Source organism: Mesorhizobium sp. M1066 (assembly GCF_040318635.1).
In the GTDB taxonomy this organism is placed as follows: Bacteria; Pseudomonadota; Alphaproteobacteria; order Rhizobiales; family Rhizobiaceae; genus Mesorhizobium.
Window position 1 is genome coordinate 1 of the sequence record NZ_JAMYMR010000047.1, and the last position, 24,534, is coordinate 24,534.

A 24,534-nucleotide genomic window follows, 5' to 3' on the forward strand; every position below is an offset into this window, starting at 1 on the left:
AACTCAAAAACCCCCCCCTGCCCCCCCCCCCCCCCCCCCCCCCACCCCCCCCCCCCCCCCCCCCCCCCCCGCCCCCACGGGGCCCCCTCCCCCCCCCCCCCCCCCCCCCGCCCCCCCTCCCCCCCCCCCCCCGGCTCTGGTGACTTCAATTCGGATAAATTCCGCTTTCGGCATTGTCGTCATTGACGGCGAAGCCACCGCCGGTATCTACCTGGAGCGTCTGGTCGAGATTATCGAGCCGGCGCAGCAAGTGCCGAGATTGGACAGCCGGTATCTTGCCACGGCCCTCGGCGGCTTGGGTGATATGGACCGCCCGCATGTGCAGCCTTTGCGCCTCGGCCGGCGTGATCGTGTTCTGCTGCCTTGCGTCAGCGATGCCTTGGTCCAAACCCTGCGCCTGATCGACAATCGAGGTCGGTGTCTCGTTGGCATAGGCACTGGCGAACGGAACAGCGATGAGAAGGGCGGTGAGTGTTGCTGCCTTGAGCGTCCTGAAAGAGCGCATGATTGCGCCTCCTTTTCTTACTGGGAAGGCGGGCGATTGCTTCACCTCGCGTTCCGTCTGCGAGCCGTCCGGTCCCGTCGCGTCGCGATGAGCGGTTCATCGCCGGCGGTTCTCGGCCCACAACACAGCTAGGAATGCGCCACGGCAAATTGTAATCATCAAAAGGTTTGTCCTTCATGCCTTGTTGTATGCAGCAGGGCGCCCTACTGGGCGCACCGTCGCGGCGTTTTTGGACGCACAGAAATGAGCCACGGCGCCATCCTCCCAAGCTGCAGGAGGGGAACACGAAGCGAAAACTCGGCTACGACCCCGGCTGTGTATAGACGAGGGGGCGAACGCCGCTTTGGTAGTCCTTTGCCGGCAGGGCCGGTTGCGGCCGTGCGTAGAACATCGGCTCGCGTGTATCGAGACCGGCTTCGGCGGTCTGCATCTTCATCTCTACCCCGGTGCCGTCGGCTTCCGCCTTGCCCATCGCATCTTGCAATTGTTGCGCGGCTTGCTGGCTCCATGGCAGCACATAGGCACGCGGTTCCGTCGAGCCGGGCGTGGTGAGCCATACGTAGATGGCTTCGTTCTCAACCGGGACGGCGCCCACCACCTGGGCTTTTGCCGTGTCACGCCACTCGAGCGTCAGCGGCTTGGGACGGCCAAGAAGCTCGCTGGCGCCGACATAGACGACGGTGATCAGCGCCAGGAAGATGCCGACCGAGAGGGTGCGGCGGGCAATGCCTGCATGCGGCAGGATGACGAAGATGAACGCGCCAAGCAGCAGGGCGAATATGACGGGAGCGATCATCATTGGGAGGCCGCCACGCGCAGGGGTTTGAAGATGCTGTTGATGCTGCCCGGCACCAGTTGGCCAGTGGAATCGAGCCGGAATCTCAAGGCGGTAAGCTCCTGGTTGGGCTTGCGTAGCTGGACCGTCGTCGTGGCCACCGGCGCTGACGACTTGGCGTCGCGCTTTACATTGACGCTTATCTTCACCGGGACGGGATATGTGACATTGACGCCGCGATACATGTGAACATTGACGATGTATTCGCCCGCGGGTGCGCCCCTGGAATAGGCCACTTCGTGGTTGGACTCGGTCATGTCCTGCGCCATGCCGAGGTCGTCGCGCAGCAGATCGAACACCTTGCCGCTCTTGTTGGAGTAGCCGACCGGCACATCGCCGGGCGCCTGGACCCATAGATCGACATCGGCGTCGAGCTTGTCGGGCCATTGTGTCTCGACGGTTACGTTTCCCGGCGCCGTGACGCCATCGGTCTCGCTTGCCTTGGCTGGCGGGTTCATCACCGTCATCATGAGCACAGTCATGAGGACGAAGCCGCCGAGCATCAAGAGAGCGGTGTCGAGCCAGACAGTGAGAGTTTCCTCATCCATCGAAGTTCCCCAGCAGACGAAGATTGATCTTGAGCCACAGGTTCGTGGCTATGCCCAGCAGCGTCGCATAGAGCGCGACATACATGCCGTCGATGACCGACGCGATCATCGGCCGGATTGCATTGGGGTCGGCCGAGCCGCCGGCGCGCGCCGCCGAGAAGGCGACGATGAGCCCAACCACGGTTCCGAGCAGCCCGATCCGCACCACATGGGTCGCCAGCCAATCGACATCGCGCCAGCGCCGGAAGAAGACGCACAAAATGCCCAGGGCGCCGATGGCTGCGATCAACCAGCACAGAAACGCGTTGTTGCCGGCAAAGGGTTTGCCGGCAATGCCGACGACCCACAGCCCGACGATTCCGGCGGCGCCGATCGTCTGAAGAACGATGAACCGCGACAGGAACGCCTTTGGAGCGCCGTGGTCGGAGTGTATTCCCGGCAGCCTGCGGGCAATGGCGTGCGATCCCAGCTCAGCTGCCTGCTGTGGCCATAACTTCTGAGCAATCACACCGGGCCAAGGCTTCTGCCGCGGTGCGCTTTCGCGGGAATAGGTATCAACCATCTTAACGTTCCTTCTTTTGCGACACACAGGCGATGCAGGCGATCAGGCGCCGCGCTCGCCCTTGGCGCCGACACGCTTCAATTCTTCCCAGCCTTCGCCGACCGCGACGAGGCAGCTTGAGCCGTTTGGCTGGCTGACCATGATCGTCCAGGTCTCGCCGTCGTCGCTGGTCAGCACTTCAATGACCGAGCCGTTCTTGGCCAGGCCGAGGGCAACGGGCGCTTCCTTGAATCGATCGGAGAGTTGCTTCAGGAGTTCTGGCCGCGGGGCGCAAGGAGGCGACCCGCTGGCGGTGGCCGCCGGCGCTTCCGCCGTCACCGGTATGGTGGACATGACGACCAGCATGAGTGCTGCGCCCGCAACTTTGATATGCGTCAACTCAAAACGTGATTTAACCTGAACCTGGTTGGACATCGGGACCTCCGAATTTGGACGAAGGTCGACCTTTCGGCCAGCCTTGCAGTCAATTTCAACCTTCGTGCCAAGGTTTACTTGTTCGCAGCTACAGATTTGCAGACTACTGCAGGTGCCGGGTGCCTTCCATTCAACCAGGGTTTACTCGGTTATCTGTTCAGTCTGGGAAACTCAAACCTTGGTATGAGCGAGATCAGCGATTCTGCCGGAAGGCATGGGTGTCCGGAAGCGAAAGCGACGGCAGCTGTCGCCGACGTCCGGCTCTTCTGCAGCCGCATGATGTTCGTCAGAGCCGATCCGCGTGAGACGCAGCAGGTGGTGTTCGACGCCCACGACCGGGCGTTTACCTCCCTCGGCCTGCATCCGGTCGACGCCGATCTCGGTTCGAGTTTGGGGAACTTCGTGATGATCTGGACTGGCAAAATCCCGCCAGGGCGCCCCGCGCGTCGCCTCAGTTCATCAGCTTCGTATGCTTTCTTGACGCTTGCCAAGAACAGGCAATTCTCATGTGCTGGCGCATAGAACCGCAAGAGGAGCACAGAAGGAGCAATTTTCGATAAGCGGCGCCTTGCTCGATGAATACAATCTGGATGTCTGTAACGAGGAGTTCAGTTCCGGTTCCGGCGAGAGAGGAGTAAGCAAGTCTTGAACTCGTCCGTTCCCGGCGCCACTGTGCACGACAGTAAGATCGCCCGCGAAGTCATTATTTTGGTGCGCGACACCGACTTGCCGTCGCTATTTCATTATTCCCGGCGCATCTATTGTTTCAGCGTTCTTGCCGAGAAGTGCTGCGGATTGACCTCGATCCTGAGCTTTCTAGGGGGCCGCGATGTTCCATGAGACGGGCTCACCTTCATTACCGCAGCGCGAGCGAGCGTTTCGAAGTCGATGGCGCCGACGTGGCCCGCGCTTCCTACGCGGCCCTGGCATCTCCCGCTCCATATCAAAACCATCTGGACCGGCGCACTGGGATCGTGCGTTGACGACGATCACGATAGGCAGCCTAGCGACTTGTTCGCAAGATGAGCCCGGACCAACGGCAGACGCTGTTCGACAATACAGTTCGCGTCGTCGGCGGAACGGCGGTGCAAATCCAGGAGCGTCAGATCGCGAACTGCGCAAAGGCCGATTTCCAATATGGCGCCGGGGTCGCGGCTACGCTGGTTCACCTGGCCGCTGGAAAGCCGCTGACTCCGACCGGAAGATCGCATAAGGTTTGAAGAACGAGAGGAACTGTGCGTGCGCTCATGCCAGCCTGCCGCCATCGGCAATGAGGTCAATCATAAAACTAGTCAGGGAAGGCCCTCACAACGGGGCTGAGAGGAGGCCCTGGTGACGGAGCTTTCTGGCTATGTATTCTCGGCGTTGCGGAAGGGCGAGTTCACACTCTACCGCGGCTCGGGAGACGGCTTGGACCCGATCCTGCTGGTCGCGCCCATCGGGGAACATCCGGCGCGAGAGTCTGTCAAGCGGCTCGAACATGAACATGACCTCAAGTCCGAACTGAACGCCGATTGGGCTGTCCGGCCGGTGGACTTGTCTCGCCACGACGGCCGCATGGCGCTGGTGCTCGAGGATCCCGGCGGCGAGCCGCTCGATCAACTGCTCGGCCAGCCGATGGACATGACGCAGTTTCTGCGCATCGCAATCCCGCTCGCGGCTGCAATCGGCCAGGTGCACATACGCGGGCTGATCCACAAGAACCTCAAGCCGGCCAACATCCTGGTGGACGTCGCAAGTGACGGCGTCTGGCTCACCGGCTTCGGCATCGCCTCGCGTCTGCCGCGCGAGCGCCAGGCACCCGCGCCGCCGGAAATCATTGCCGGCACGCTGGCCTACATGGCCCCGGAACAGACCGGCCGGATGAACCGCTCGATCGATGCCCGCAGCGATCTTTATTCACTCGGTATCACCTTCTACGAGATGCTCACCGGGACATTGCCGTTCACCGCAGCCGATCCGATGGAGTGGGTGCATTGCCACATCGCCCGGCAACCGGTGCCGCCCGAAGAGCGGGTCGCGGGCATCCCGAGGCCACTCGCGGCGATCGTCATGAAGCTCCTCACCAAGACCGCCGAGGATCGCTACCAGACCGCCGCGGGCGTCGAGGCCGATCTCCGGCATTGCCTGGCGGAATGGCAGGCCCATAGCCGCATCGAGCCGTTCTCGCTCGCCGCGCACGACGTGCCGGACAGGCTGGTGATCCCGGAAAAACTGTACGGACGCGAGGCCGAGATCAACACCCTCCTTGCGGCCTTCGATCGAGTGGTAACCCAAGGCAAAACCGAGTTCGTGCTGGTGTCGGGCTATGCCGGCATCGGCAAGTCGTCGATCATCAACGAGCTGCACAAGGTGCTGGTCCTGCCGCGTGGCCTGTTCGCCGCGGGCAAGTTCGACCAATACAAGCGCGACATTCCGTATGCGACACTGGCACAGGCCTTCCAGAGCCTCGTGCGTCAATTGCTAAGCACAGACGACGCGGAGCTGAGCCGCTGGCGGAATGCAATGCTGGACGCGCTTGGCCCGAATGGCCAGCTCATGATCAACCTGATCCCGGAGCTTGCTCTCATCATCGGCGAGCAGCCGCCGGTTCCCGACCTCCCGCCGCAAGACCGGCAGACGCGCTTCCAGCTGGTGTTTCGCCGGCTCCTCGGTGTCTTCGCTCGGCCGGAACATCCGCTCGCACTGTTCCTCGATGATCTGCAATGGCTGGATGCAGCGACGCTAAGCCTCCTCGATCATCTGATCACGCACTCGGAAGTGCGGCACCTGCTGCTGATCGGCGCCTATCGTGACAACGAAGTCGGTCCGTCGCATCCGCTGATGCCAACCCTGGAAATGGTTGGGAAGAGCGGCGCGATGGTGCGCAAGATCGCGCTCAGTCCGCTCATGCCTGACGATATCGGGCGGTTGATCGCCGACTCGCTTCACTGCGAGCGGGAAATCGTCCAGCCGCTCGCGCAGCTGGTGCAGGAGAAGACCGACGGAAATCCGTTCTTCGCGGTTCAGTTCTTCACCGCGCTGGCCGAAGAGGGGCTGCTCACATTTGACCATGGGGCCGGAGCTTGGAATTGGGATATGCCCCGCATCCGCGCCAAAGGTTTCACCGATAACGTAGCCGAACTGATGGCAGAGAAGATAGGCCGGCTACCACCTGCGACACGGGAAGCTTTGGGACAACTCGCTTGTCTGGGCAACGTAGCCGAGATCGCGACCTTGGCCTTGGTGCACGGCGAATCCGTGCAGAAAGTCCACGAGGGACTGTGGGAAGCGGTTCGGGCCGGTCTCGTCTTTCGCCTGGGTGACGGGTATGCGTTCCTCCACGACCGGGTCCAGGAGGCGGCTTACACGCTTATTCCCGAAAGTGAACGGGCTGACACGCATCTCAGGATTGGCCGATCTCTGGCATCGCGGATCGCGCCGGACGCGATCGAGGATGTCATCTTCGACGTGGTGAACCATCTCAATCGTGGCGCGGAGATGATAGCGGCACAGGCAGAGCGCGACCGGGTCGCCGAGCTCAACCTCATGGCGGGCAAGCGTGCCCAGAACGCGAGCGCCTATGCCTCGGCGCTCAAGTATTTCATCGCCGGAGCTGCGCTGGTGACGGAGGACTGCTGGGAGCGGCGCTATGACCTCGCCTTCGCGCTCGAGCTGCGTCGCGCCGAATGCGAGTTTCTGATCGGCGATCTTGCGGCGGCGGAAGCGCGGTTGTCGGCGCTCTCGCGCCGCACCGTAAATCTCGTGGACGAAGCTGCGGTTACGTGTTTGCGCATGGATCTTTACTTCTTGCTCGTTCGGCCCGACCGCGCGGTCGACGTGTGTCTCGAGTACTTGCGGCGCGTCGGGATCGAGTGGTCGCCACATCCGAACGACGAGGAAGTACGGCAGGAATACGAGCGGATTTGGCGGCGGCTGGGAAGCCGCGCGATCGAGGACCTCATCGACCTGCCCCTCATGTGCGACCCTGAAACGCGCGCAACCATGGACGTTTTCACCAAGCTCATGCCGCCTGCCTTCATGAGCGATGAAAACCTCGCCTGCCTGATGACCACCCGCATGGTGAACCTCAGCCTGGAGCAGGGCAACGCCAACGCGTCGTGCTGCGGCTATGTCTGGCTCGGCCTGATTCTGGGACCGCATTTCGGCGATTATCCCTCGGCGTTCCGCTTTGGCCAGCTCAGCGTCGATCTGGTTGAAAAACGCGGGCTGGACGCTTTCGCAGCTCGCGTTTACCTGAACTTTGGCAACGTCAATGCCTGGATGCGGGACGTCCGATCCAGCCGTAGATTCGTCGAGAGTGCCTTCCAGGCGGCGAACAAGGTCGGCGACCTGATCTATGCAGGGCACTGCTGGAACAATCTGGTCACGATTTCCCTCGCTTCCGGCGAATCCCTGAGTGAAGCGGAGCGGGAGGCTACGAATGGCCTCGATTTTGCGCGGAAGCTACGGTTCGGTATTGTTGTGGACATGATTACGGGCCAGTTGCGTCTGATCCGGATGCTGCGGGGCCTGACCAACGAATTCAGCTCATTCAATGATGCGGAGTTTGATCAGGCGCAGTTCGAGCAGCACCTTGAGGCAAACCCAAATCTGACCCTTCCCGCCTTCTTCTATTGGGTCCGCAAGTTGCAGGCGCGTGTCTGGGCGAACGACTATTCGTCCGCCCTCGGAGCAGCCGCCAAGGCGCAAGAGCTTCTCTGGTCGTCGCGTTGGTTCTTCGAGCACGTAGAGTATCATTTCTATGCCGGGTTGGCGCGAGCAGCGATCTCGAGCATGGCGCCGGCGGAAGAGCGCGCTCCACATATCGAAGCCCTGGCGGCGCACTATAGGCAACTGGAAATCTGGGCACAGCACTGCCCGGCGAATTTCGGAGACCGCAAGGCGCTGCTTGCGGCCGAGATCGCGCGGCTTGAGGGCTACGCACTTGACGCCGAGCGCCTCTACGAAGAAGCGATCCGGCTGGCGGGCGAGAACCGCTTTACCCAGAACGAGGCCCTGGCCAACGAGCATGCGGCGCGGTTCTACGCAGCGCGCGGCTTTGAGATCATCTCTGACGCCTATCTCCGGAACGCCCGGGACTGCTGCCTCCGCTGGGGAGCCGACGGCAAGGTGCGGCAACTTGACGAGCTCTATCCGAAGCTCCGGGAGAAAGCGGCGCCATCTGCTCCGACGGCGACGATCGGCTCACCGGCCGGCCAGTTGGACGTCGCAACGGTGCTCAAGGCATCGCAGGCGGTATCCGGAGAGATCGAACTCGATAAGCTCATTGAGACCCTCATGGGCATCGCGATAGAGCATGCGGGCGCCGAGCGTGGTCTGCTCATCCTTTTGAGAGGCGGCGAGCCGCGGATCATGGCTGAGGCTACCACCAGCAACGGCAGAATCGAGGTCTCTGTTCGAGAGATGGCCGTAAACCCGTCGGCACTCCCGCAATCCGCGCTTCACTACGTGATGCGGACGCGGGAGAGCGTGGTGCTTGATGACGCCTCGGTCGGCAACTTGTACTCGAATGACGAGTATGTCCGGCAAAATCACCCCAGATCCGTCCTGTGCCTGCCCGTCGTCAAACAGACGAAGCTCGTGGGGGCACTCTATCTCGAGAACAATCTGACGCCGTACGCCTTCACCTCGAGCCGGGTGGCGGTGCTGGAGTTGCTGGCCTCTCAGGCGGCGATTTCGCTGGAAAATGCCCGCCTCTATTCTGAGGTGCAGCGGGAAAACACCGACCGCAAGCGAGCGGAGGAGGAACTGCGACGCAGCGAAGCCTATCTGGCCGAGGCGCAGAGATTGAGCCGCACCGGCAGCTTCGGCTGGAACGTCGCTACCGGCGAGATCATCTGGTCGGAGGAGACCTTCCGGATCTTTGACCATGACAAGGCTCCTTCTGTCACCGTCAACACGATCGTTCAACGTACCCATCCAGACGATCGAGCCGCCGTGCAACAGACTATCGATCGTGCGGCCAGAGACGGGAAGGATTTCTCTCATGAATATCGTTTGCTGATGCCGGATGGCTCGGTGAGGCATGTCCAAGCCGTGGCTCACGCAGTGAAGGACGCATCGGGCAATGTCGAGTTTGTCGGCGCGGTGACGAACGTCACTTCAACCAAGCAGGCCTATGAGGCACTGGAGCGAAGCGAGCAGCGCTACCGGCGTCTCTTCCACCACATGCCGGTGGCCTTATTGCAGGTCAACGTGCGCGCCCGGCTAGAACTGCTCAAAGGCTTGCGTGACCAGGGCGTAGAGGACGTGATTGCCTACCTGGACCAGAATCCGGACTTCCTGCGTCGCGTCCTGGAGGCCGGCACTGTCGAGGATGCCAACCAACGCGCAGTGCAGATGTTGGGTGCCCGCGATACCAGTCAGTTGATCGGGTCGAGCGCTTCTTTTTACTGGGAGGAGAGCCCGGCCACATTCCGACGGTCATTGGAGAGTCGGTTTCGGGGCGAACTGACGTTTCAGGAAGAAGGAAGGTTCACGACCCTGGATGGGCGCGCTGTTGACGTCCTTATCACCATCGCCCGCTCCGATACGAGCAATGAGGCTGGCATAAACCTAGTCGGGCTCATCGACATATCGGAACGGGTTCGCGCCCAGGAAATGCTTCAGCGGGTTCAGGCGGATCTCGCGCATGTCACGCGCGTGACGACGCTGGGCGAACTGACCGCCTCGATCGCCCATGAAGTCAACCAGCCGCTCGCCGCCATCGTGATCAATGGCGAGGTCGGCCTGCAGTGGCTCGACCGCGAGATGCCCGATCTGGCCGAGGTGCGTGAGGCCCTTCATGAGATGATCAGCAATGGCAGGCGAGGAGGCGAGATCATCCAGCGACTTCGCGCGCTTTCCAAGAGGACCGAGACCCAGATGGTGGGACTGGACATCAACGAGGCGATCAACGAGGTGATCCGGCTGGTTCGTCAGGAGATGCTCAGCCGCCGGGTGTCGCTGCGCCTGGAACTGGCGCCGGCGCTGCCCGCCGTGCTCGGCGACCGCGTACAACTGCAGCAGGTGATCATCAATCTGATCGTCAACGGCATGGAATGGCGCCCGTCACTGACTGGTCGCGCGTGCTGGTGATCCGATCGCAACTGGACGACGCCGGCAACGTGCTTGTTGCCGTCGAAGACGCCGGCGTTGGCATCGATCCGGGGAATGTGAGACAGCTCTTCGACCCCTTCTTCACGACCAAGCCCAGCGGCATGGGCATGGGGCTGTCGATCTGCCGATCTATAGTCGAGAGCCACGGCGGAACGATCTGGGCCTCGCTCAATGAGGGGCCGGGCGCCACGTTTCAGTTTGCCTTGCAATCGCATCACGAGGTCTGCCCGTGACCCGACCGACACTGATGGCGAGGGCGCTGGCGGCGAGGAAATGATTGTCGTCATCGTCCAATGAGACATTATTCTGCCGGAAGCTTTCCCTTACGATCCACCTGCGCACGGAGACTTTCGACTCTGAGCGCTTTCTAGCTCTTTGGCGAAGGTCAAGGTCCCATATCGTGGACCTTGTTGGTGCGACGAGCTGACGCTCCGCGGGCGAACAATCCGCACCAAATTCCGGTTGCCGCACATTTTCGTGATTGGCCATGGCGACCGCAAATCGGAGCGGGAGTAGGGCATCGGCGCACAAACAGAATCCTGCTCCATGCATCCCGCGCTCGGTCGACCGCCGATCATATTCGAATCCCTGCTGATAATCGCAAGAAAAAACCAGCCGCCGCAACCGAGACAAAGCCTTTCGACAAACCGGCATTTATAAGCACCAAATGTCCCTTGATGATGGGCCTGATCGGTCGACTTTTTGAGCGCACTCTTGGACAAGTTGGCGCGTCGCTCGGGGCCACCATCAGTATGGGACCTCCAAAGCCTGTGGTTGAAGGGTACCGGCGGCCCGCGTCGCGGTGTCATCACAGGCATGGCGACCAGCATCGGCGGCATGCGCACTAAGCCTGCCGTTCCTGGTCCCTGCATGCCGGGAAGCGAGGGAAGGAAATGAGACTCGGATTCACCGGACTAAGACGCATTGGCCTCGGTAGGGAAGTGAACCTGTTGAAAGGCCCTCCTGACGCGACGCCCCACAGCCGGACGCGCTCGAAAGCTGGAATGTTCGTCGCGTTCAGCCGTGGCGCATCCAACGGATGTGCGCTTCTACAGGATATCGCATGCTCCGCTCGATGAACGCTCAAGAGGCATTCTTGGCCCCGACAGAACCGGACAAGCCCGCGTCGCTCCGGGCGGCGGATGCCGAGCTAAAAGAACTTCTTTCGATCGGGGTCGACGTGGGAAGCGCCGAGGAAGGTGTTAGCGAAGCCGACGAGGGCGGTTTCTGGAGGCGCAATCGTCCGCGTTTCCTCGCCCTGGCTGTGGTTGCCGTGGTGGTACTTTCGGTGCTGGCACTCAATCGCATTCTGGCCGACGTCAATTACGACGACCTCGTCATTGCGATTCAGGAAACGTCATGGCTGAATATCGGCCTCGCATTGCTTTTCACCGCACTCAGCTTTGCTGCCCTCTCGATCTATGACCGACAAGCGCTCGCCCTGGTGGCGCACAAGGTGCCGTTCAGCTATGTAGCCCTGACCAGCTTTTGCGCATATGCCGTGGGTAACGTCGCCGGTTTCGGACCTTTGACCGGCGGAACGATCCGTTACCGCTTCTATTCGCCTCTTGGCATGTCCCCGGAGGATGTTGCGCGCATTATCGGTTATGTCACCACGACATTTGGTTTCGGCCTTCTCTTCGTGACCGGGCTTGGCCTTTTGATGGCGGATGTAAAGCTTGCTGCGCTTGTCGGCCTGCCGGCGATTGCATTGCGAATGACCGCTATCGCTATTCTGGCTCTCGTCGGCGCGGTATTTGTCATAGCGACCATCGGTCCGCGCCAGGTGACGGTTTTCGCCCGCAGGGTTGCTCTTCCCGGTCCGAGAGCGCTGGCTTTTCAACTCGCCGCGACAGTGTCGGATCTGATTACCTCGGCGTTTGTCTTGTGGATATTGCTCCCTGCAGATGCGATCGACTTCCCCTCGACGCTCGCCATTTACTCCGTGGCAATCGGGCTCGGCATACTGAGCCATGTGCCTGGCGGCGCCGGTGTTTTCGAAGCGGTCATCCTCGGCACGCTCGGCACTACGGTGCCGCTCGATGGGCTGGTCGGTGCGTTGGTTCTCTACCGCGTGATCTACTATGTGATGCCGCTGGCGTTGGCGGTGATCGTCCTCACGGTCACGGAGGTCAGGCGCGCAGCAGTGGCAAATTCGGCTCTCGCCCGGGGGACGGTGGCACTGGTGCCGCTCGTTCTTTCGGCCTTTGCCGTGATGCTCGGAGCGATGCTCGTCTTCTCGGGCGTCACACCCGTCTCCGGCCAGAAGCTGGATTGGCTGCAATCCGCATTTCCGCTTCCGGTCGTCGAGGCAGGCCACTTCATTGCCAGCATTCTCGGCCTCCTCATGGTTCTTGCCGGCCGCGGACTGGTGCATCGGCTCGACGGCGCGTGGTGGCTGACAGTCGTGCTTGCGGCGAGCTCGATCGTGCTCGCCTTCATCAAGGGCTTTGAGGTCGGCGAGGCGGTACTACTTGCCATCCTTCTCGTAACACTCTTGTTGACTCGCAACATCTTCAGCCGGCCTGCCTCGCTCATCGAGGATCGACTGTCTCCCGGATGGTGGCTTTGTGTCGGCACCATCCTCGCGCTGGCCTTGGCGATATTGTTCTTCGTGTACAAGGACGTCGCCTATTCGCATGAGCTATGGTGGCAGTTCGAATTCACCGCAACCGCACCTCGAAGCCTCCGGGCTGTGCTTGGCGTCGGCCTGACCGCCGGGTGCGCAGCCGTCTGGCTGCTGACGCGCTCGCCGGCAGGCCGAAGCCCTCGACCGACTCTGGACGAGCTACGTTCGGCCATCTCGATCATCGACAATCAGCCGCTGGCGGATGCCAATCTCGTGCGGACCAGCGACAAAAGCCTCCTTTTTTCGGGCAATGATGACGCCTTCCTGATGTACCGCAAACGAGGGCGTTCCTGGGTTGCCTTGTACGGTCCAATCGGCAATCCAGCAGCTCATTCGGAATTGATCTGGCGTTTCGTCGAGCTAGCGAGGCGGCATGGAGGGCGCGCCGTTTTCTACGAAGTGGCCGGGGAGAGCCTTTCCACGTACGCCGATGCCGGCCTCTCAGCCTTCAAGCTCGGAGAAGAGGCGCGCGTCGGGCTGGAGTCCTTCGATCTCAAGGGTTCCCGGCGCGCCTCGATCCGGACGGCGCTCAACAAGGCCGAACGTGACGGTATCGTGTTCGAACTCTTGCCCGTCGACCGCGTCGGCGAGGTGATGGACGAGCTTGAGCGCGTTTCCGCAGCTTGGCTCGCCGAGCACGCGGTGCGTGAGAAGGCGTTTTCACTGGGCGCATTCGAGCGCGGATACATCGCCACTCAGCCGGTTGCCGTTTTGAAGCGGCAGGGCCGCATCCTTGCCTTCGCCAATGTCATGACGACGGCTGAAAAGCAGGAAGCGACGATAGATCTCATGCGCTTCGATCCGGACGCGCCGAACGGCAGCATGGAAGTCCTGTTGGCGCGCCTGCTCATGCATTTCAAGCAAGAGGGCTACAAATGGTTTTCACTGGGTATGGCGCCCCTTGCCGGACTCTCCGGGAATCCGGCCGCACCGATCTGGCATCGCGTCGGAAGGGCCGCCTACGACCACGGAGAAACATTCTATAATTTTCGGGGTCTGCGTGCCTTCAAGAACAAATTCGATCCGATCTGGACGGCCCGCTACATGGCGGTGGCCAGCGGCTTGAGTCCATTGCTCGCGATCGCCGACGTCACGGTCCTGATCGGTGGCGGACTTCGCGGAGTGATTTCCAAGTGAAGCCCCTGTGGTTTCGCCTCGGCTTGGCAGCGATCATCGGCGCGACCGCCTTCGCCGTGTACTGGATGCGCCCCGAGCCGCTGCCCGATACAGATACCCTGGCGATAGCCGACGTCGTGAAGCCGCAACAGGCCGCCAAAGGCATAGTGTTCCTCTTCTCAAACGTAGACGGGTACACCGGGGGTGATGCGCAGATCGCTCGCGAGCTCGCGGCAGCCGGCGCGCTGGTGGTCGGCATCGATCTGCGCAAAAGCTTCGCCAAAGTGCAATCGGAGTCTGATTGCGTCTACTTCGTCTCCGATATCGAAGAGCTAAGTCAGTTGACCCAGCGCTCTGCCGGAGTCCAGACCTATCTCAATCCCATCATCGCGGGGACCGGTGCCGGCGGTTCGATGGTGATGGCAATCATGGGGCAGTCGCCGGACGCCACAATCGGGCGTGCAGTCGCTGTCGATCCAAAGGCGGATTTGCCGCTTCCGCAGGAGCTCTGTAGCGACGCTCCTCACCTCCAGGCCGCGAACGGGAGGGGCTGGATCTACGGCCTGCAGGAAGGCGCGCTGCCCGCACCGATCACCGTCGTCCAAACGCCGAAAGCAGATCCGGCGGGACAGGCCCACGTCTCCGACTTAATCGCCCAAGGATTTCCGATCGATCATGTTACAGCAGATGGGGAGACGATGGCGTTGACCGCTGCAGTCGAACACGCTCTCGCGCAATCGACTGCTCCGGCCGGCGATGCATTGGCAGATCTGCCGCTGACCGTGCTTCCTGCAGCGGCCAGTCACGACACCATGGCGATCGTGTTGTCGGGTGATGGAGGCTGGCGCGACATTGATAGCGAAGTGGGAGTAGCGCTTTCGCAAGCGGGCGTGCCAACCGTCGGGATCGATTCGTTGCGCTATTTCTGGACGCGCAAGCCGCCCGAGACGATCGCCGCGGACCTGGCCAGAATCATCGAACACTTCACCAAGACCTGGAAGGTCCGGCGTGTGGCCTTGATCGGTTATTCGTTCGGCGCTGACGCGCTCCCTGCCGCTTATAACCAACTGCCTCCGGCAGAAAAGAATCGCGTCTCCCTGATTTCCTTGCTGGCACTGAGCTCTTCGGCGGAGTTCGAGTTCGACGTCAGCGGCTGGCTCGGCATGGACGGAGACACTTCGCATCCGACGCTTCCCGACGTTGCGAAAATTCCCGCGTCGATCCTTCAATGCGTTTACGGTACGGACGACGACGAAAGCGTCTGCGCCAAACTCGCCGGCAGCGGCGCCGATGTCGTCGAGATGGACGGCGGGCATCACTTCGATGATGACTATGCGGCGCTGACCAACCACATCACTGCACGGATACGCTGACCGAAGCCACGCTCGCCAGCCAGTCAACGGCAGCACTTTGAACGAGAGCATGATCCCGAAACGTGGAATCCGGTTTTCGGCAAAGATCATGCTCAAACCCTGAGATAGAACTCCATCCCGATTTCATCGGACGTGGATCAGGCTCTGGGCGGGCAGCTCCGCGACACTAGTCGGATAACCGCAAAGACGGACCAGCCGCCGCAAAGGAGACAAAGCCTTCCTACAAATCCGCCGGTATTTTGCGGCCGACCGTGATGACGGAAGTCGGCGGCGGAGTAAGCGAATGACGTCGGAATGGGGGGTTGGCGCGGCGATGGCAGCGAACCTGTCGAAAGCCGGTCACGATGTGGCCGTCTGCAACCGGGGTTCCAAGATCGAACCGCGGTTTGTCTGCCGTCGCAATTTGCGGCGGAAACTAACATGGAGACTGCAAATGAAGTGCAATCTGGAATTGTTGCGGATTCCATCCGCTAGCGCCGGAGTTATCATATCGATCTGTCTCGCCGCTACTTTGGCGACCGCCACAGCCAAGGGCACCGTGGCGACCATCGTGGCCGACCAGGTGCGAAGCCAGGGCTTCACTTGCAAAAATCCAAGCTCTGCGGAGCGCATTGATGCTGAGTCCACCCCCAATCAGACCGTCTACCTGCTCAAGTGCGAGGACATGACCTACCACGTGCTCTTGATTCCAGATCAAGCAGCTGATGTGGCTAGAGTTGACTGAAACCCTGTGCGGTAACGGCCTCCAGCGATGAGGCACTTCCACAATCGACGATCAAATTTTCTTGAAAACGCTGCATCGGTCCGCGAGTTAACCTATGTAATATTCCAGGAGAAAGATACAATCCACAAATAACCAGAAATAGCTTAAGTAAATCGGCTTGATCGGAAGCTTAGCAGCGAGGCCCAGCGCGCCCGATCGGCCATACGCCGGATAGACGGTTCCGCACGAAGAACACGCCACGGCGCCTGGATCAAGGCCTTGCACGGATCGCGACCATGTCAATTTCCCGCATTCTTCGCAGGCGCCGCGCCGAGTTGCTTGTCTTCGCGGTGCTCGTGGCGCCGTTCGCCGTTGGGGTCGCTCTGAAAGCGAGCTTCGCCGCTTCGGAAACGGGCTCCTCCCAAGTGGCCACCGCCATTCGGGTTTCATCCCCCTCCTATGCTCCGATCGTTGCGGCCGACAAGCCGGCGGTTGTAACCATCACCTCCATCATGAAAGCTTCCCCGGCGCCCGATGGCCAAACCCAGCCCTCTGACGGCGCCTCGTCGTCCGATGAGCAATTGCCTCAATTCTTCGACAATCGGGGAGTTCCTGCGCCTAAGTCGCCGCCGCAAGGAGGGACGCAACTGGCAGAGGCCCTCGGCTCCGGCTTCATTATCAGTTCAGATGGCACCATCGTCACCAACAACCATGTCATCGACGGAGCTTCGGATATCAAAGTGACGCTCGACGATGGAACCGAACTCCCGGCAACCCTTGTCGGCCGAGATGCAACGTCGGACCTCGCGGTCTTGAAAGTAAAGGCTGGGAAGTCGCTTCCGACTCTTGCCTGGGGCGATTCCGACAGGCTGAGGGCGGGCGATCCGATTCTGGCGATCGGCAATCCGTTCGGCATCGGTACAACGGTCACTGCGGGAATCGTTTCCGCCCGCGGGCGTGACCTTAACAGTGGTCCGTACGACGATTTCCTTCAGATCGATGCAGCGATCAATCACGGCAATTCGGGCGGGCCGCTTGTCGACACCAACGGCAATGTCGTGGGCATCAACACCGCGATTTATTCGCCCAATGGCGGCAGCGTTGGCGTGGGATTTGCGATCCCTTCCCATGAGGCCGAACAGATCGTCGCCAAGCTGGTGAAGAACGGTTCGATCGAACATGGGCTGATCGGTATCGAAATGCAATCTGTCACACCGGAACTCGCTAACGCCCTCGGCCTGCCGGCACCTGAAGGCGCATTGGTCGCCGATGTCGGCGATGGATCGCCTGCCGCTCATGCAGGCATCCAGACCGGCGACGTCATCACTGGATTTGCCGGGCAAACCATCAAAGAGCCAAAGACCTTGTCTCGAGCTGTGGCGGATCTCGTGCCCGGAAAGAAGGAGGCGCTGTCGGTTTGGCGCGCTGGGAAGACAGTTGCGTTGTCGGTGGTCATTGGCGGCAACGATGACAGTGCCAAGCCGGTGGTCGCAAGCAACTCTTCGCAGCCAGTGCATTCCAGTTTTCCAATACTCGGTCTGGCGCTTGGTGATGTCGATCAAGCAGTTCGCCGAGCCTTGAATATGTCGTCACGCGTGCGAGGTGCCGTGGTGGAGGGGATTGATCCTGACCAGCCGGCAGCCACCACCGGCATTGCATTGGGCGACGTCATCGTCGCGGTCAATCACATGCCGGTGAAAACGGCAAAAGAGACAAGTCAGGCCATCAGTGCCGCGACAAAATCCGGCAAGAAGTCGGTCCTGTTGCTGATTGAGCGCGGCCAACAGCAGACATTCATCGCTGTGCCGTTCGGCAACGGATAGTTCGCTTTCATCGGCGCGAGGTTCGACCCGAGGCAGCGAGAATCAGCTGCCGAGCTTGTTGGCGGATTTTTGCGACGCAATGATCAGAAAAAGTATCCCGGTGGCGAAGGCCTATGCGATCTCTCCCGAGCCAGAGAAAGGCGTGGACATCTAGAACAAGATGACCGGCCTGAAAGCAATCACATTTTCCCCTTTCGGCGCACCCGATGTGCTGGTGGTCCCAGACATTCCTGACCCCGGTGATGGCGAGGCACTGGTTCGGGTCGAAGCCGCTTCGGTCAATCCGAGCGACGTGACGAACCTGGCCGGTGCGATGCCGCAAACCATCCTGCCGCGCGTTCGGGGACGGGATTTCGCGGGCGTCGTGGAGGTCGGACCGGATGAGTGGATGGGCATGGAAGTGTGGGGCAGCGGCAATGCCGGATTCACGCGCGACGGAAGTCATGCTCAGCACATCATCGTTCCTGCCACCAACTGTGCCCAAACCGCAAGGATTGAGTTTCGACGAGGCTGCCTCGGTCGGCCTGAACTACCTTGCAGCGCATCGGCCTGGTGGATGCGGGCGCGCTGCGCAGAGGCGAGACACTCGCGATCATTGGGGCAGGTGGTGGCGTCGGGAGTGCCGTGGCCCAAATCGCGCGGCGCAGGGGGGCAAGCAAGATCGTTGGTGTGGACCGCCCGGCCCCGGCCCCGGCCCGGTCTCGGCAATCGCAAGGGCAACGGACTCATTCATCGCCGGTGCATCGGACATTGCTGCCGCCGTACGTGGTGCGCTCGGCGGCGGAGGCGCAGACTTGGTGTTCGGTGCCGTGGGGGCGTCATGTTTGGCACATCGTTGGCCTGCCTCGCGCCGCAGGGACGCCTGATCGAGATAAGCGCGGCCGGTCAGCGGGAGGTGACATTCGACCTCGCGGGCTTCTATTACAATGCGAGCCGGATTTTCGGCGTGGATACCTTGAAGCTGGACCTGACCGCTGCCTGCGCCATCCTGGAGGGGCTGCGGCCTGGCTTCGAAGATGTTGACCGGCCGCCCTTCATTGACGGTACATTCCCGCTGGTTAACGCGGCAGCGGCCATCAATCCGTGGCGGATGGACAGGCCGGACGGATCGTGCTGCAACCGCAGGGATGAACCGGCGCCACCGGTGATTGCCTTTTTTGGGACTGCTCGGGATGCCGGGAACGCGGCGTCCTTCTGGCCTTACACCGTTTCGGCGACCAGCTTTACGCCCCCGCCTTCCCAGGAGCCGGCAGATCGCAACGATCACGGAACGCCCGAACACCGATAGAGTAACCATGCAGGCGCAGACTCAGCACGAGATGCAAGCACGGCAAAAGTCTCTTGGAACTTTCGTCGGTCCGCGATCCGTGCGCCGCAGGTCAAGGCGCGCAAACCGATCCGGTTTTTGCAGGGATCCTGCAAAACTATCGATGCTAACAACAAACTCCGTGCACTCAACGCATCGCCGACAATGATACCAAATACGGGCGAGGAGGTCCATAATACCGGCGACGATTGACGTAGCAACGGCAAGGCTTCTCGAGTCTGGATTGACGGGACCGAGCCCGAGCGGCGCACTTGGCTTCTCTACGAAATGGAACACCGGCCGCAGGGCTCGAACAGTTGCGCGGGATCTCTCTGCGCGCCTTCCGCGTGTGCGGCTTGCAAAGTCGAGTTTTACGGATGCAACTGAGCATACGTATTTATACACAAAGTTATACCTTGATCTATTACATATTTCTGCAGATCGACCCTAGATATTCGATGAAGGCCAGGAACTGAAAAGGCAAGACACAAATGACGTCTGACCATTCCTGAGAGCCTGTAACCGGAATGAGCGGTCGATAAATAGCCGCCTTCCTCATCGAAAAGGACATGCAACCATGCGTTCTATCACTTTGAAGGCGGCGCTTGCCGCGATGATCATCACCGTTCCGCTCTCCGGGGCCTTTGCCGCCTCGCATGACGGTGGCCGCGGTGGCCACCATGACGGCAGCGGCGCTTACGGCGACTTCGCTCAGAAGCGCTGGTTTGACGGCATTGACTCGTTTCACCACTACAACACGCCTCTGGGCGTCAAGCACTACGATAGCCCCTACAATCGCTAAAAAGCAGGCGCCAACATCGGTCTGGCACCCGCCGCTGCGGTAGCGGCGGGTGTTGTCGCGCCAGGATTTATCCCGGCCGAGTTCGTTGTGCTTGGTATTTGATAGGTTGGAATTTAGCCTATCGGCCTGCAAGGTCGGCTCATTGGCGGATCGTTCCAAACCGCTGCAATCTATCGCCCTGTACGTCCCCCGATTGCGACAGCCTTTGCAGCCCGCTGTATTCTGGTGAACCATATGGGCTTCGGCCCTCGCTGCAGTCGTCAGGCTCGAGATCCGCCTTTCAATCAACGGGCTCGCTTTGCCCGCGCCCCGCGAGGACCTTCGCGCGATCCAAGCGCCCGCCCTCGATGTTGGAAATGCGACAAAGACTGCCTTTTGCCTGGCCGATGCATTTTGACACAGCCGGATGATGAACGCGCGCGTCGGTATCCAAGACGCCGCCTTACGGAGCTTGAAACATCCAGCCAGTTTTGTCCGAAACAAACCGGCAGTTCAATGGCGGTGAACCTATCTCGGGATACGCTATAGAACGTTCCAATCCCCGACCAATCCGGGGCCCGGCCACGGCTTATCCGAGACTCCGCTGATAAGAACTCGGAGTAAGGCCGGCCACCTTTCGAAAAGCGGCCGTGAACGAGCTGGTTTCGCTATATCCGACAGTCAAACCGATGTCCGTCACCGAATGAGTGCGCATCGCCAGAAGACTTTTGGCATGCTCGATTCGACGGTTGGTATGATACCGATGCGGAGGCAATCCAAATGACAGCTTGAAGGCGCGGCAGAAATAGTAGGGGCTCAACCGGGCAAGCTGGGCGAGAGTGGCGAGCGGTATCGATTCACCCAGGTGCGCGTCGATGTACGCCGTTACTATTCGCTTCTGCCAAGCCGCGAGCCCACCTCGAAGTTGGGGCTCGGCTCTCGGTGCCCCTTGGTGAAAACGGACCAGTTCATGAACCAGGATGGTACCCAACGCTTCCAGGTACCGATGATTCTCTGGGTTTGGGTTTTCTAGCGACCTCATCAGTTTGAGGGCTGTGCCCAGAAGCGTTGCATCCTCAAAGAAAAGCTTCGCCCCAAGCGTTATATCTGCCGTGTCCGAATTGAACGAAACTTGCAGCTTGGCAGGATCAAAATAGACGAACATGAGACGCGCAAATGTCCGCGGCTCATGCCATTCAAGATACTCGCGGTCGGCGGGCACGAAGGTAAACTTGCGACCAAAATCCTGCAGTTTGGATGGGGACAAGCCCTCGATGAGGGTAACACCGTCTCGCCGCGCGCCCTGTTCATAGACGACCAGCAAGTGCATAGGTGCACGAAACCGAAACTCGATTTTGCCACGACCTGCGGCTTGGACTACCTCAGCAATTATCCCATCCGAAACCGCAGCTCGACTACTCGCGACGTTGGCAGAAGATATCTCAACGCGGCAACCGGCCATATCGGCGGTCCGGCGCCCGAACTGCGCGTACGCCGCGAGGTTGGCATGTTGTGCCTTTCCGCCGTTGAAGGGAGCGCGCCAATCCCCCACCAAGAGTGGGCCCGTTTGCTCCAATCGTGGAGCATCGCCTGCGAAGGCCGCAATCGCAAGTGCATCGATGTCGCTGGGGGCAGAGTTCGTCAACATGGCTTGGCGTACATCCTTCTGGCTATCCCATCTGATGTCACCGTAAAGCGTGGGTGATGACTTACTCCATTCTACGTCCGTAGGCGGCCCTAGAGTGTTGGTTTGGAGCGCTCATACGTTGGTTTGGATTGGACGTCGCGATAGATAGTTCCAATCATTTGTACAGTTGCGATGATATCGTGCTTGTGGTCGACAAGTGGAGCGGTCATTTCAGACCGGAGTCCTTGGCCGCAAGACCGCCGATTGCCGACCAGTCGAGCTTGTCGCCGCCATTGGCCAGCAAAGTAAGAAACCGGTCGCGGAGGAGGCTGGCGATCGGCATCGGCACGCGCAAATCCTCGGCAGCCGCAAGGGCAAGCCGAATATCCTTGAAGCCAAGGGGTGCTGCGAACGCGGCCGGCTCGAAAATTTCGTCGGCGATCAGTCCGCCATAGACTTTGTAGACCGGGAGGCCAAACAGGGTGGAGGTCAGAAAGTCGATATATTGCCGCCGGTCGAGACCCGCTTTGCCGATCAGCGCCATTGCCTCGCCGAGCGATTCAATGACCGAAGCGAACAAGAAGTTGCCGCTGAGTTTTACCAGGTTGGCAAATTTCGGATTCTCGGAAACGAAGAAAGTATTTCTCCCGATTGCATCGAGGAGCGGTGCAACTGCCTTGACATCATCCGGCGCACCGGCGGCGGCGACAACAAGTTGCCCCGCTGCCGCCACATCAGGGCGGCCGAACACCGGCGCCGCCACAAAACGCTGCCCCGCCTTGGCGTGGGCCGCGGCAAGCCGTTCGGACAGGGCAACACTAATGGTGCTCGACGAAACATGGATCGCACCAACCGGCAGGCTACGGATTATGCCATCGTCACCGAACACCACGTCGTTGACGGCTTCGTCGTTTGCCAGCATGGTCATGACGACATCGCCGTGACAGGCGTCCGACATACTGGCCGCCGCTTTCGCCCCAAGCGTGACCAGCGTTTCGACTTTCGCGCGTGTCCGATTGTACACGGTGACACGATGACCCCCTTTTAAGAGGTTGATCGCCATGCCTGCGCCCATGTGGCCCAATCCGATGAACCCGACTTCCATATCTCTACCAGCTCCTCTCAGTTGATGCGGCGGACGCTACGAGCCGGTCAGAGAAAAGGCTATGTCCTTGTTGCGGCGCGTGGGCTTTTCTTGCTGCTATCAATACCGCAGCGGGGCGTGTTTGGATCGGCGAACCCAGATAGGCCGGCATTCTCGCCCGCGCTGGAAGAGACGCAGGGCTTGGCTCTTACATCGTGCCTGCTGACTCGAGGTCATCGCCATGTTTGATCCGACTATTCGGATTCCTGCAAAGCGTTGGACAGGCAGTCGATCAGCACTTTGCCGTCGAACGGCTTGGTCAGGAAGCCGACCGCGCCGGCCTCTAATGCTCTTTTCCGACTGCTCTCCTCAGGAAAAGCCGAAATGAAAATGACAGGCACCCTTATGCCCTGGGCGATTAAATGAGCCTGCAGGTCAACGCCACTCATACCTGGCATTCGGATGTCCGTGATCACGCAGCTTGTGTTCCCTACCTGGGAAGACTCCAGGAACTCTTCAGCCGACGCAAACGCATGAACGAGAAATCCATGAAGGCGCACGAGCTTTGCGGTGGCGATCCGGAGCGATTCATCGTCATCGACAATTGAGACTACCGGAACGCTGGACAGCTGACGATCCTCTCAAGAAAGTTATACGCGACTCCTCGTCGCGCGCACACTACCTTAGTCCAATCAGCGCTGACCACGAATCATACAGAGGTTTTATTGTTTGGTACGGGGAAGGTGGAGAGACTCTGCCATTCTCACCAAATCAGCCAAAGTCTTGGCACTCATTTTTTTCATGACGTTGCCGCGATGTATCTTCACAGTGATCTCGCTCAGGCCGACCTCAGCCGCGACCTGCTTGTTCATCAGCCCGGTCGTAACCAATGCCATGATCTCCCGTTCACGTGGACTCAGCGACTCGAAGAGAGCTTGCAGGCCAGAAACCTCTCCCTCCTTTTCACGCCTCTGTCGATCGCGATCGATCGCCGCGACAACAGCGTCCAAAATGTCCTGGTCTCGAAACGGCTTCGTCAGGAAATCGACGGCGCCTGCTTTCATTGCTCTCACCGACATCGGAATATCGCCATGACCCGTCATGAAAATGATTGGAATGTGGATGTTTGCCTTGGCAAGTTCGCTTTGAATATCAAGACCGCTCCCCCCCGGCAGCCGAACGTCGAGTATGAGGCAACTCGGAACATCCGGGAGCTTGTGTTGCAGCAGTTCCGCTGCTGACCCGAAAACCTCTGTGTTCAGGCCCACCGTGCGAAAAAGCCTCATGAGGGCCTCGCGGAACGAAATGTCGTCCTCCACAATGAAGACGGTTGGCCCGTCGCAGTGGGCGACTGGGTCATCCGTGCGCAACCGGCCGGTCAATGCCGTGTCTCTTGATGCGACCACGGACAGAACCCAGTGGTTCTATCGGACCCTGCATTGCACGAGCCCGCCGCCGACATCGCCTGGATTATCGGACAACGGAAACACCGCCCCATGCGCATTTTGCAGAGCTTGACCGTGACGAAGGAAAATCTCGTGTTTTGGCTACCCGGCATGTGCAGCAGCGTCCCAGCTAGATCCAGTCGTGGAGATAAAAGCACTTTCGGGAAAGATCGGCAATTTGATTGCGAAGCCGGCGTAAGCGTCCCAGGCCCCTTCTGCAAATCGTTCCAGAGAAATCGCACCAATGCCAATAGGGCATGGTGTTTTGCCGCGCAAACTAACGAGGCCTCTTTCACGGGTTTAACCACAGGTCCCCGTAAGGCTTGACCTCTTACGTCTTCACAATAACGCGCGAAATCCGCAACCAGGACGCAAACTTGGCAATAGCGAAGAAGCACCCCCGGCGACAAGTGCTAGTTTATTGGTCGGCGTTGCGATCAGTGGTGTTCGCTCTCATCTCTCAACATCATGGGCAGCGCTCCAACTCGTACCAGATTGATCCCGTGGGCCGCTCCCCTCCCGCCCGCTGATCGATTGTGAGGATGCTCTTCCCCCGAGAGCGTTTTTCACCGTGCGAGTTCTTGGGCCGATGACAGCTGTCATCGGCCCATTCTGCCTATGCCTCCAAGCGGGTCGGCCGACTGTCGATGGCGGTGGTCGAATTCAGGCTGCATGCCGTGAA

Annotated in this window: 20 protein-coding genes; 11 read left to right on the forward strand and 9 right to left on the reverse strand. The window is 60.3% G+C overall.

Features of this window, described 5'->3' with window-relative positions:
• Positions 1-145: 145 nt before the first annotated feature.
• The 5 genes from NKH52_RS31305 to NKH52_RS31325 all read right to left on the reverse strand — a co-directional run bounded on the left by NKH52_RS31305 (position 146) and on the right by NKH52_RS31325 (position 2,864).
• Positions 146-505, reverse strand: a complete 360-nt coding sequence (locus tag NKH52_RS31305; RefSeq protein WP_352968328.1) for a hypothetical protein — start codon at positions 503-505, stop codon at positions 146-148.
• Between the two features lie 301 nt (positions 506-806).
• Positions 807-1,304 carry a hypothetical protein gene (locus NKH52_RS31310; protein ID WP_352736156.1) on the reverse strand — a complete coding sequence of 166 codons (498 nt, stop codon included), beginning with the start codon at positions 1,302-1,304 and terminating at the stop codon, positions 807-809.
• Complete coding sequence (locus tag NKH52_RS31315) at positions 1,301-1,888, reverse strand: DUF2135 domain-containing protein (protein WP_352736157.1); 588 nt, start codon at positions 1,886-1,888, stop codon at positions 1,301-1,303. Before NKH52_RS31315 ends, NKH52_RS31310 begins: the two co-directional genes overlap by 4 nt.
• Positions 1,881-2,450 (reverse strand): MotA/TolQ/ExbB proton channel family protein, encoded by a 570-nt coding sequence (locus tag NKH52_RS31320; RefSeq protein ID WP_352736158.1) that lies wholly within the window; start codon positions 2,448-2,450, stop codon positions 1,881-1,883. Before NKH52_RS31320 ends, NKH52_RS31315 begins: the two co-directional genes overlap by 8 nt.
• 42 nt (positions 2,451-2,492) lie before the next feature.
• The gene (locus tag NKH52_RS31325; RefSeq protein ID WP_352736159.1) at positions 2,493-2,864 is read right to left on the reverse strand and encodes a hypothetical protein; all 372 of its coding nucleotides are present in this window, start codon (positions 2,862-2,864) and stop codon (positions 2,493-2,495) included.
• A gap of 183 nt (positions 2,865-3,047) precedes the next feature.
• Between NKH52_RS31325 and NKH52_RS31330 the strand changes: the two genes are divergently transcribed.
• The 11 genes from NKH52_RS31330 to NKH52_RS31385 all read left to right on the forward strand — a co-directional run bounded on the left by NKH52_RS31330 (position 3,048) and on the right by NKH52_RS31385 (position 19,717).
• Positions 3,048-3,386: a hypothetical protein gene (locus NKH52_RS31330; protein ID WP_352736185.1), complete on the forward strand. Its 339-nt coding sequence runs from the start codon at positions 3,048-3,050 to the stop codon at positions 3,384-3,386.
• Between the two features lie 123 nt (positions 3,387-3,509).
• Positions 3,510-3,704, forward strand: coding sequence for a hypothetical protein (locus tag NKH52_RS31335; RefSeq protein WP_352736160.1), 195 nt, complete (start codon positions 3,510-3,512; stop codon positions 3,702-3,704).
• A gap of 182 nt (positions 3,705-3,886) precedes the next feature.
• Positions 3,887-4,084, forward strand: a complete 198-nt coding sequence (locus tag NKH52_RS31340) for a catalase-related domain-containing protein (protein ID WP_352736161.1) — start codon at positions 3,887-3,889, stop codon at positions 4,082-4,084.
• 112 nt (positions 4,085-4,196) lie between these two features.
• Positions 4,197-9,944: a trifunctional serine/threonine-protein kinase/ATP-binding protein/sensor histidine kinase gene (locus tag NKH52_RS31345; RefSeq protein WP_352736162.1), complete on the forward strand. Its 5,748-nt coding sequence runs from the start codon at positions 4,197-4,199 to the stop codon at positions 9,942-9,944.
• Positions 9,908-10,198, forward strand: coding sequence for an ATP-binding protein (locus NKH52_RS31350; protein WP_352736163.1), 291 nt, complete (start codon positions 9,908-9,910; stop codon positions 10,196-10,198). The genes NKH52_RS31345 and NKH52_RS31350 overlap by 37 nt, the downstream gene beginning before the upstream one ends.
• Positions 10,199-11,028: 830 nt before the next feature.
• A complete protein-coding gene (mprF, locus tag NKH52_RS31355) occupies positions 11,029-13,731 on the forward strand; it encodes a bifunctional lysylphosphatidylglycerol flippase/synthetase MprF (RefSeq protein ID WP_352736164.1) in 2,703 nt (900 codons plus the stop codon).
• A complete protein-coding gene (locus tag NKH52_RS31360) occupies positions 13,728-15,083 on the forward strand; it encodes a virulence factor family protein (RefSeq protein WP_352736165.1) in 1,356 nt (451 codons plus the stop codon). Before mprF ends, NKH52_RS31360 begins: the two co-directional genes overlap by 4 nt.
• Before the next feature lie 283 nt (positions 15,084-15,366).
• Positions 15,367-15,807 carry a hypothetical protein gene (locus NKH52_RS31365; protein WP_352736166.1) on the forward strand — a complete coding sequence of 147 codons (441 nt, stop codon included), beginning with the start codon at positions 15,367-15,369 and terminating at the stop codon, positions 15,805-15,807.
• 275 nt (positions 15,808-16,082) lie between these two features.
• On the forward strand, positions 16,083-17,609 hold the full coding sequence (locus NKH52_RS31370) for a DegQ family serine endoprotease (RefSeq protein WP_352736167.1): 1,527 nt from the start codon (positions 16,083-16,085) through the stop codon (positions 17,607-17,609).
• A 160-nt stretch (positions 17,610-17,769) separates the two neighbouring features.
• On the forward strand, positions 17,770-18,897 hold the full coding sequence (locus NKH52_RS35550) for an alcohol dehydrogenase catalytic domain-containing protein (protein WP_502908156.1): 1,128 nt from the start codon (positions 17,770-17,772) through the stop codon (positions 18,895-18,897).
• Between the two features lie 595 nt (positions 18,898-19,492).
• Positions 19,493-19,717, forward strand: a complete 225-nt coding sequence (locus NKH52_RS31385) for a hypothetical protein (protein WP_352736168.1) — start codon at positions 19,493-19,495, stop codon at positions 19,715-19,717.
• 568 nt (positions 19,718-20,285) lie between these two features.
• On the opposite strand, the gene NKH52_RS31390 is transcribed toward NKH52_RS31385, so the two are convergent.
• The 4 genes from NKH52_RS31390 to NKH52_RS31405 all read right to left on the reverse strand — a co-directional run bounded on the left by NKH52_RS31390 (position 20,286) and on the right by NKH52_RS31405 (position 23,789).
• Positions 20,286-21,344: a helix-turn-helix transcriptional regulator gene (locus NKH52_RS31390; protein ID WP_352736169.1), complete on the reverse strand. Its 1,059-nt coding sequence runs from the start codon at positions 21,342-21,344 to the stop codon at positions 20,286-20,288.
• Positions 21,345-21,549: 205 nt separating this feature from the next.
• The gene (locus tag NKH52_RS31395) at positions 21,550-22,428 is read right to left on the reverse strand and encodes an NAD(P)-dependent oxidoreductase (RefSeq protein ID WP_352736170.1); all 879 of its coding nucleotides are present in this window, start codon (positions 22,426-22,428) and stop codon (positions 21,550-21,552) included.
• 233 nt (positions 22,429-22,661) lie between these two features.
• The gene (locus NKH52_RS31400; protein WP_352736184.1) at positions 22,662-23,036 is read right to left on the reverse strand and encodes a response regulator transcription factor; all 375 of its coding nucleotides are present in this window, start codon (positions 23,034-23,036) and stop codon (positions 22,662-22,664) included.
• 93 nt (positions 23,037-23,129) lie between these two features.
• A complete protein-coding gene (locus NKH52_RS31405; protein ID WP_352736171.1) occupies positions 23,130-23,789 on the reverse strand; it encodes a response regulator transcription factor in 660 nt (219 codons plus the stop codon).
• Between the last annotated feature and the right edge of the window lie 745 nt (positions 23,790-24,534).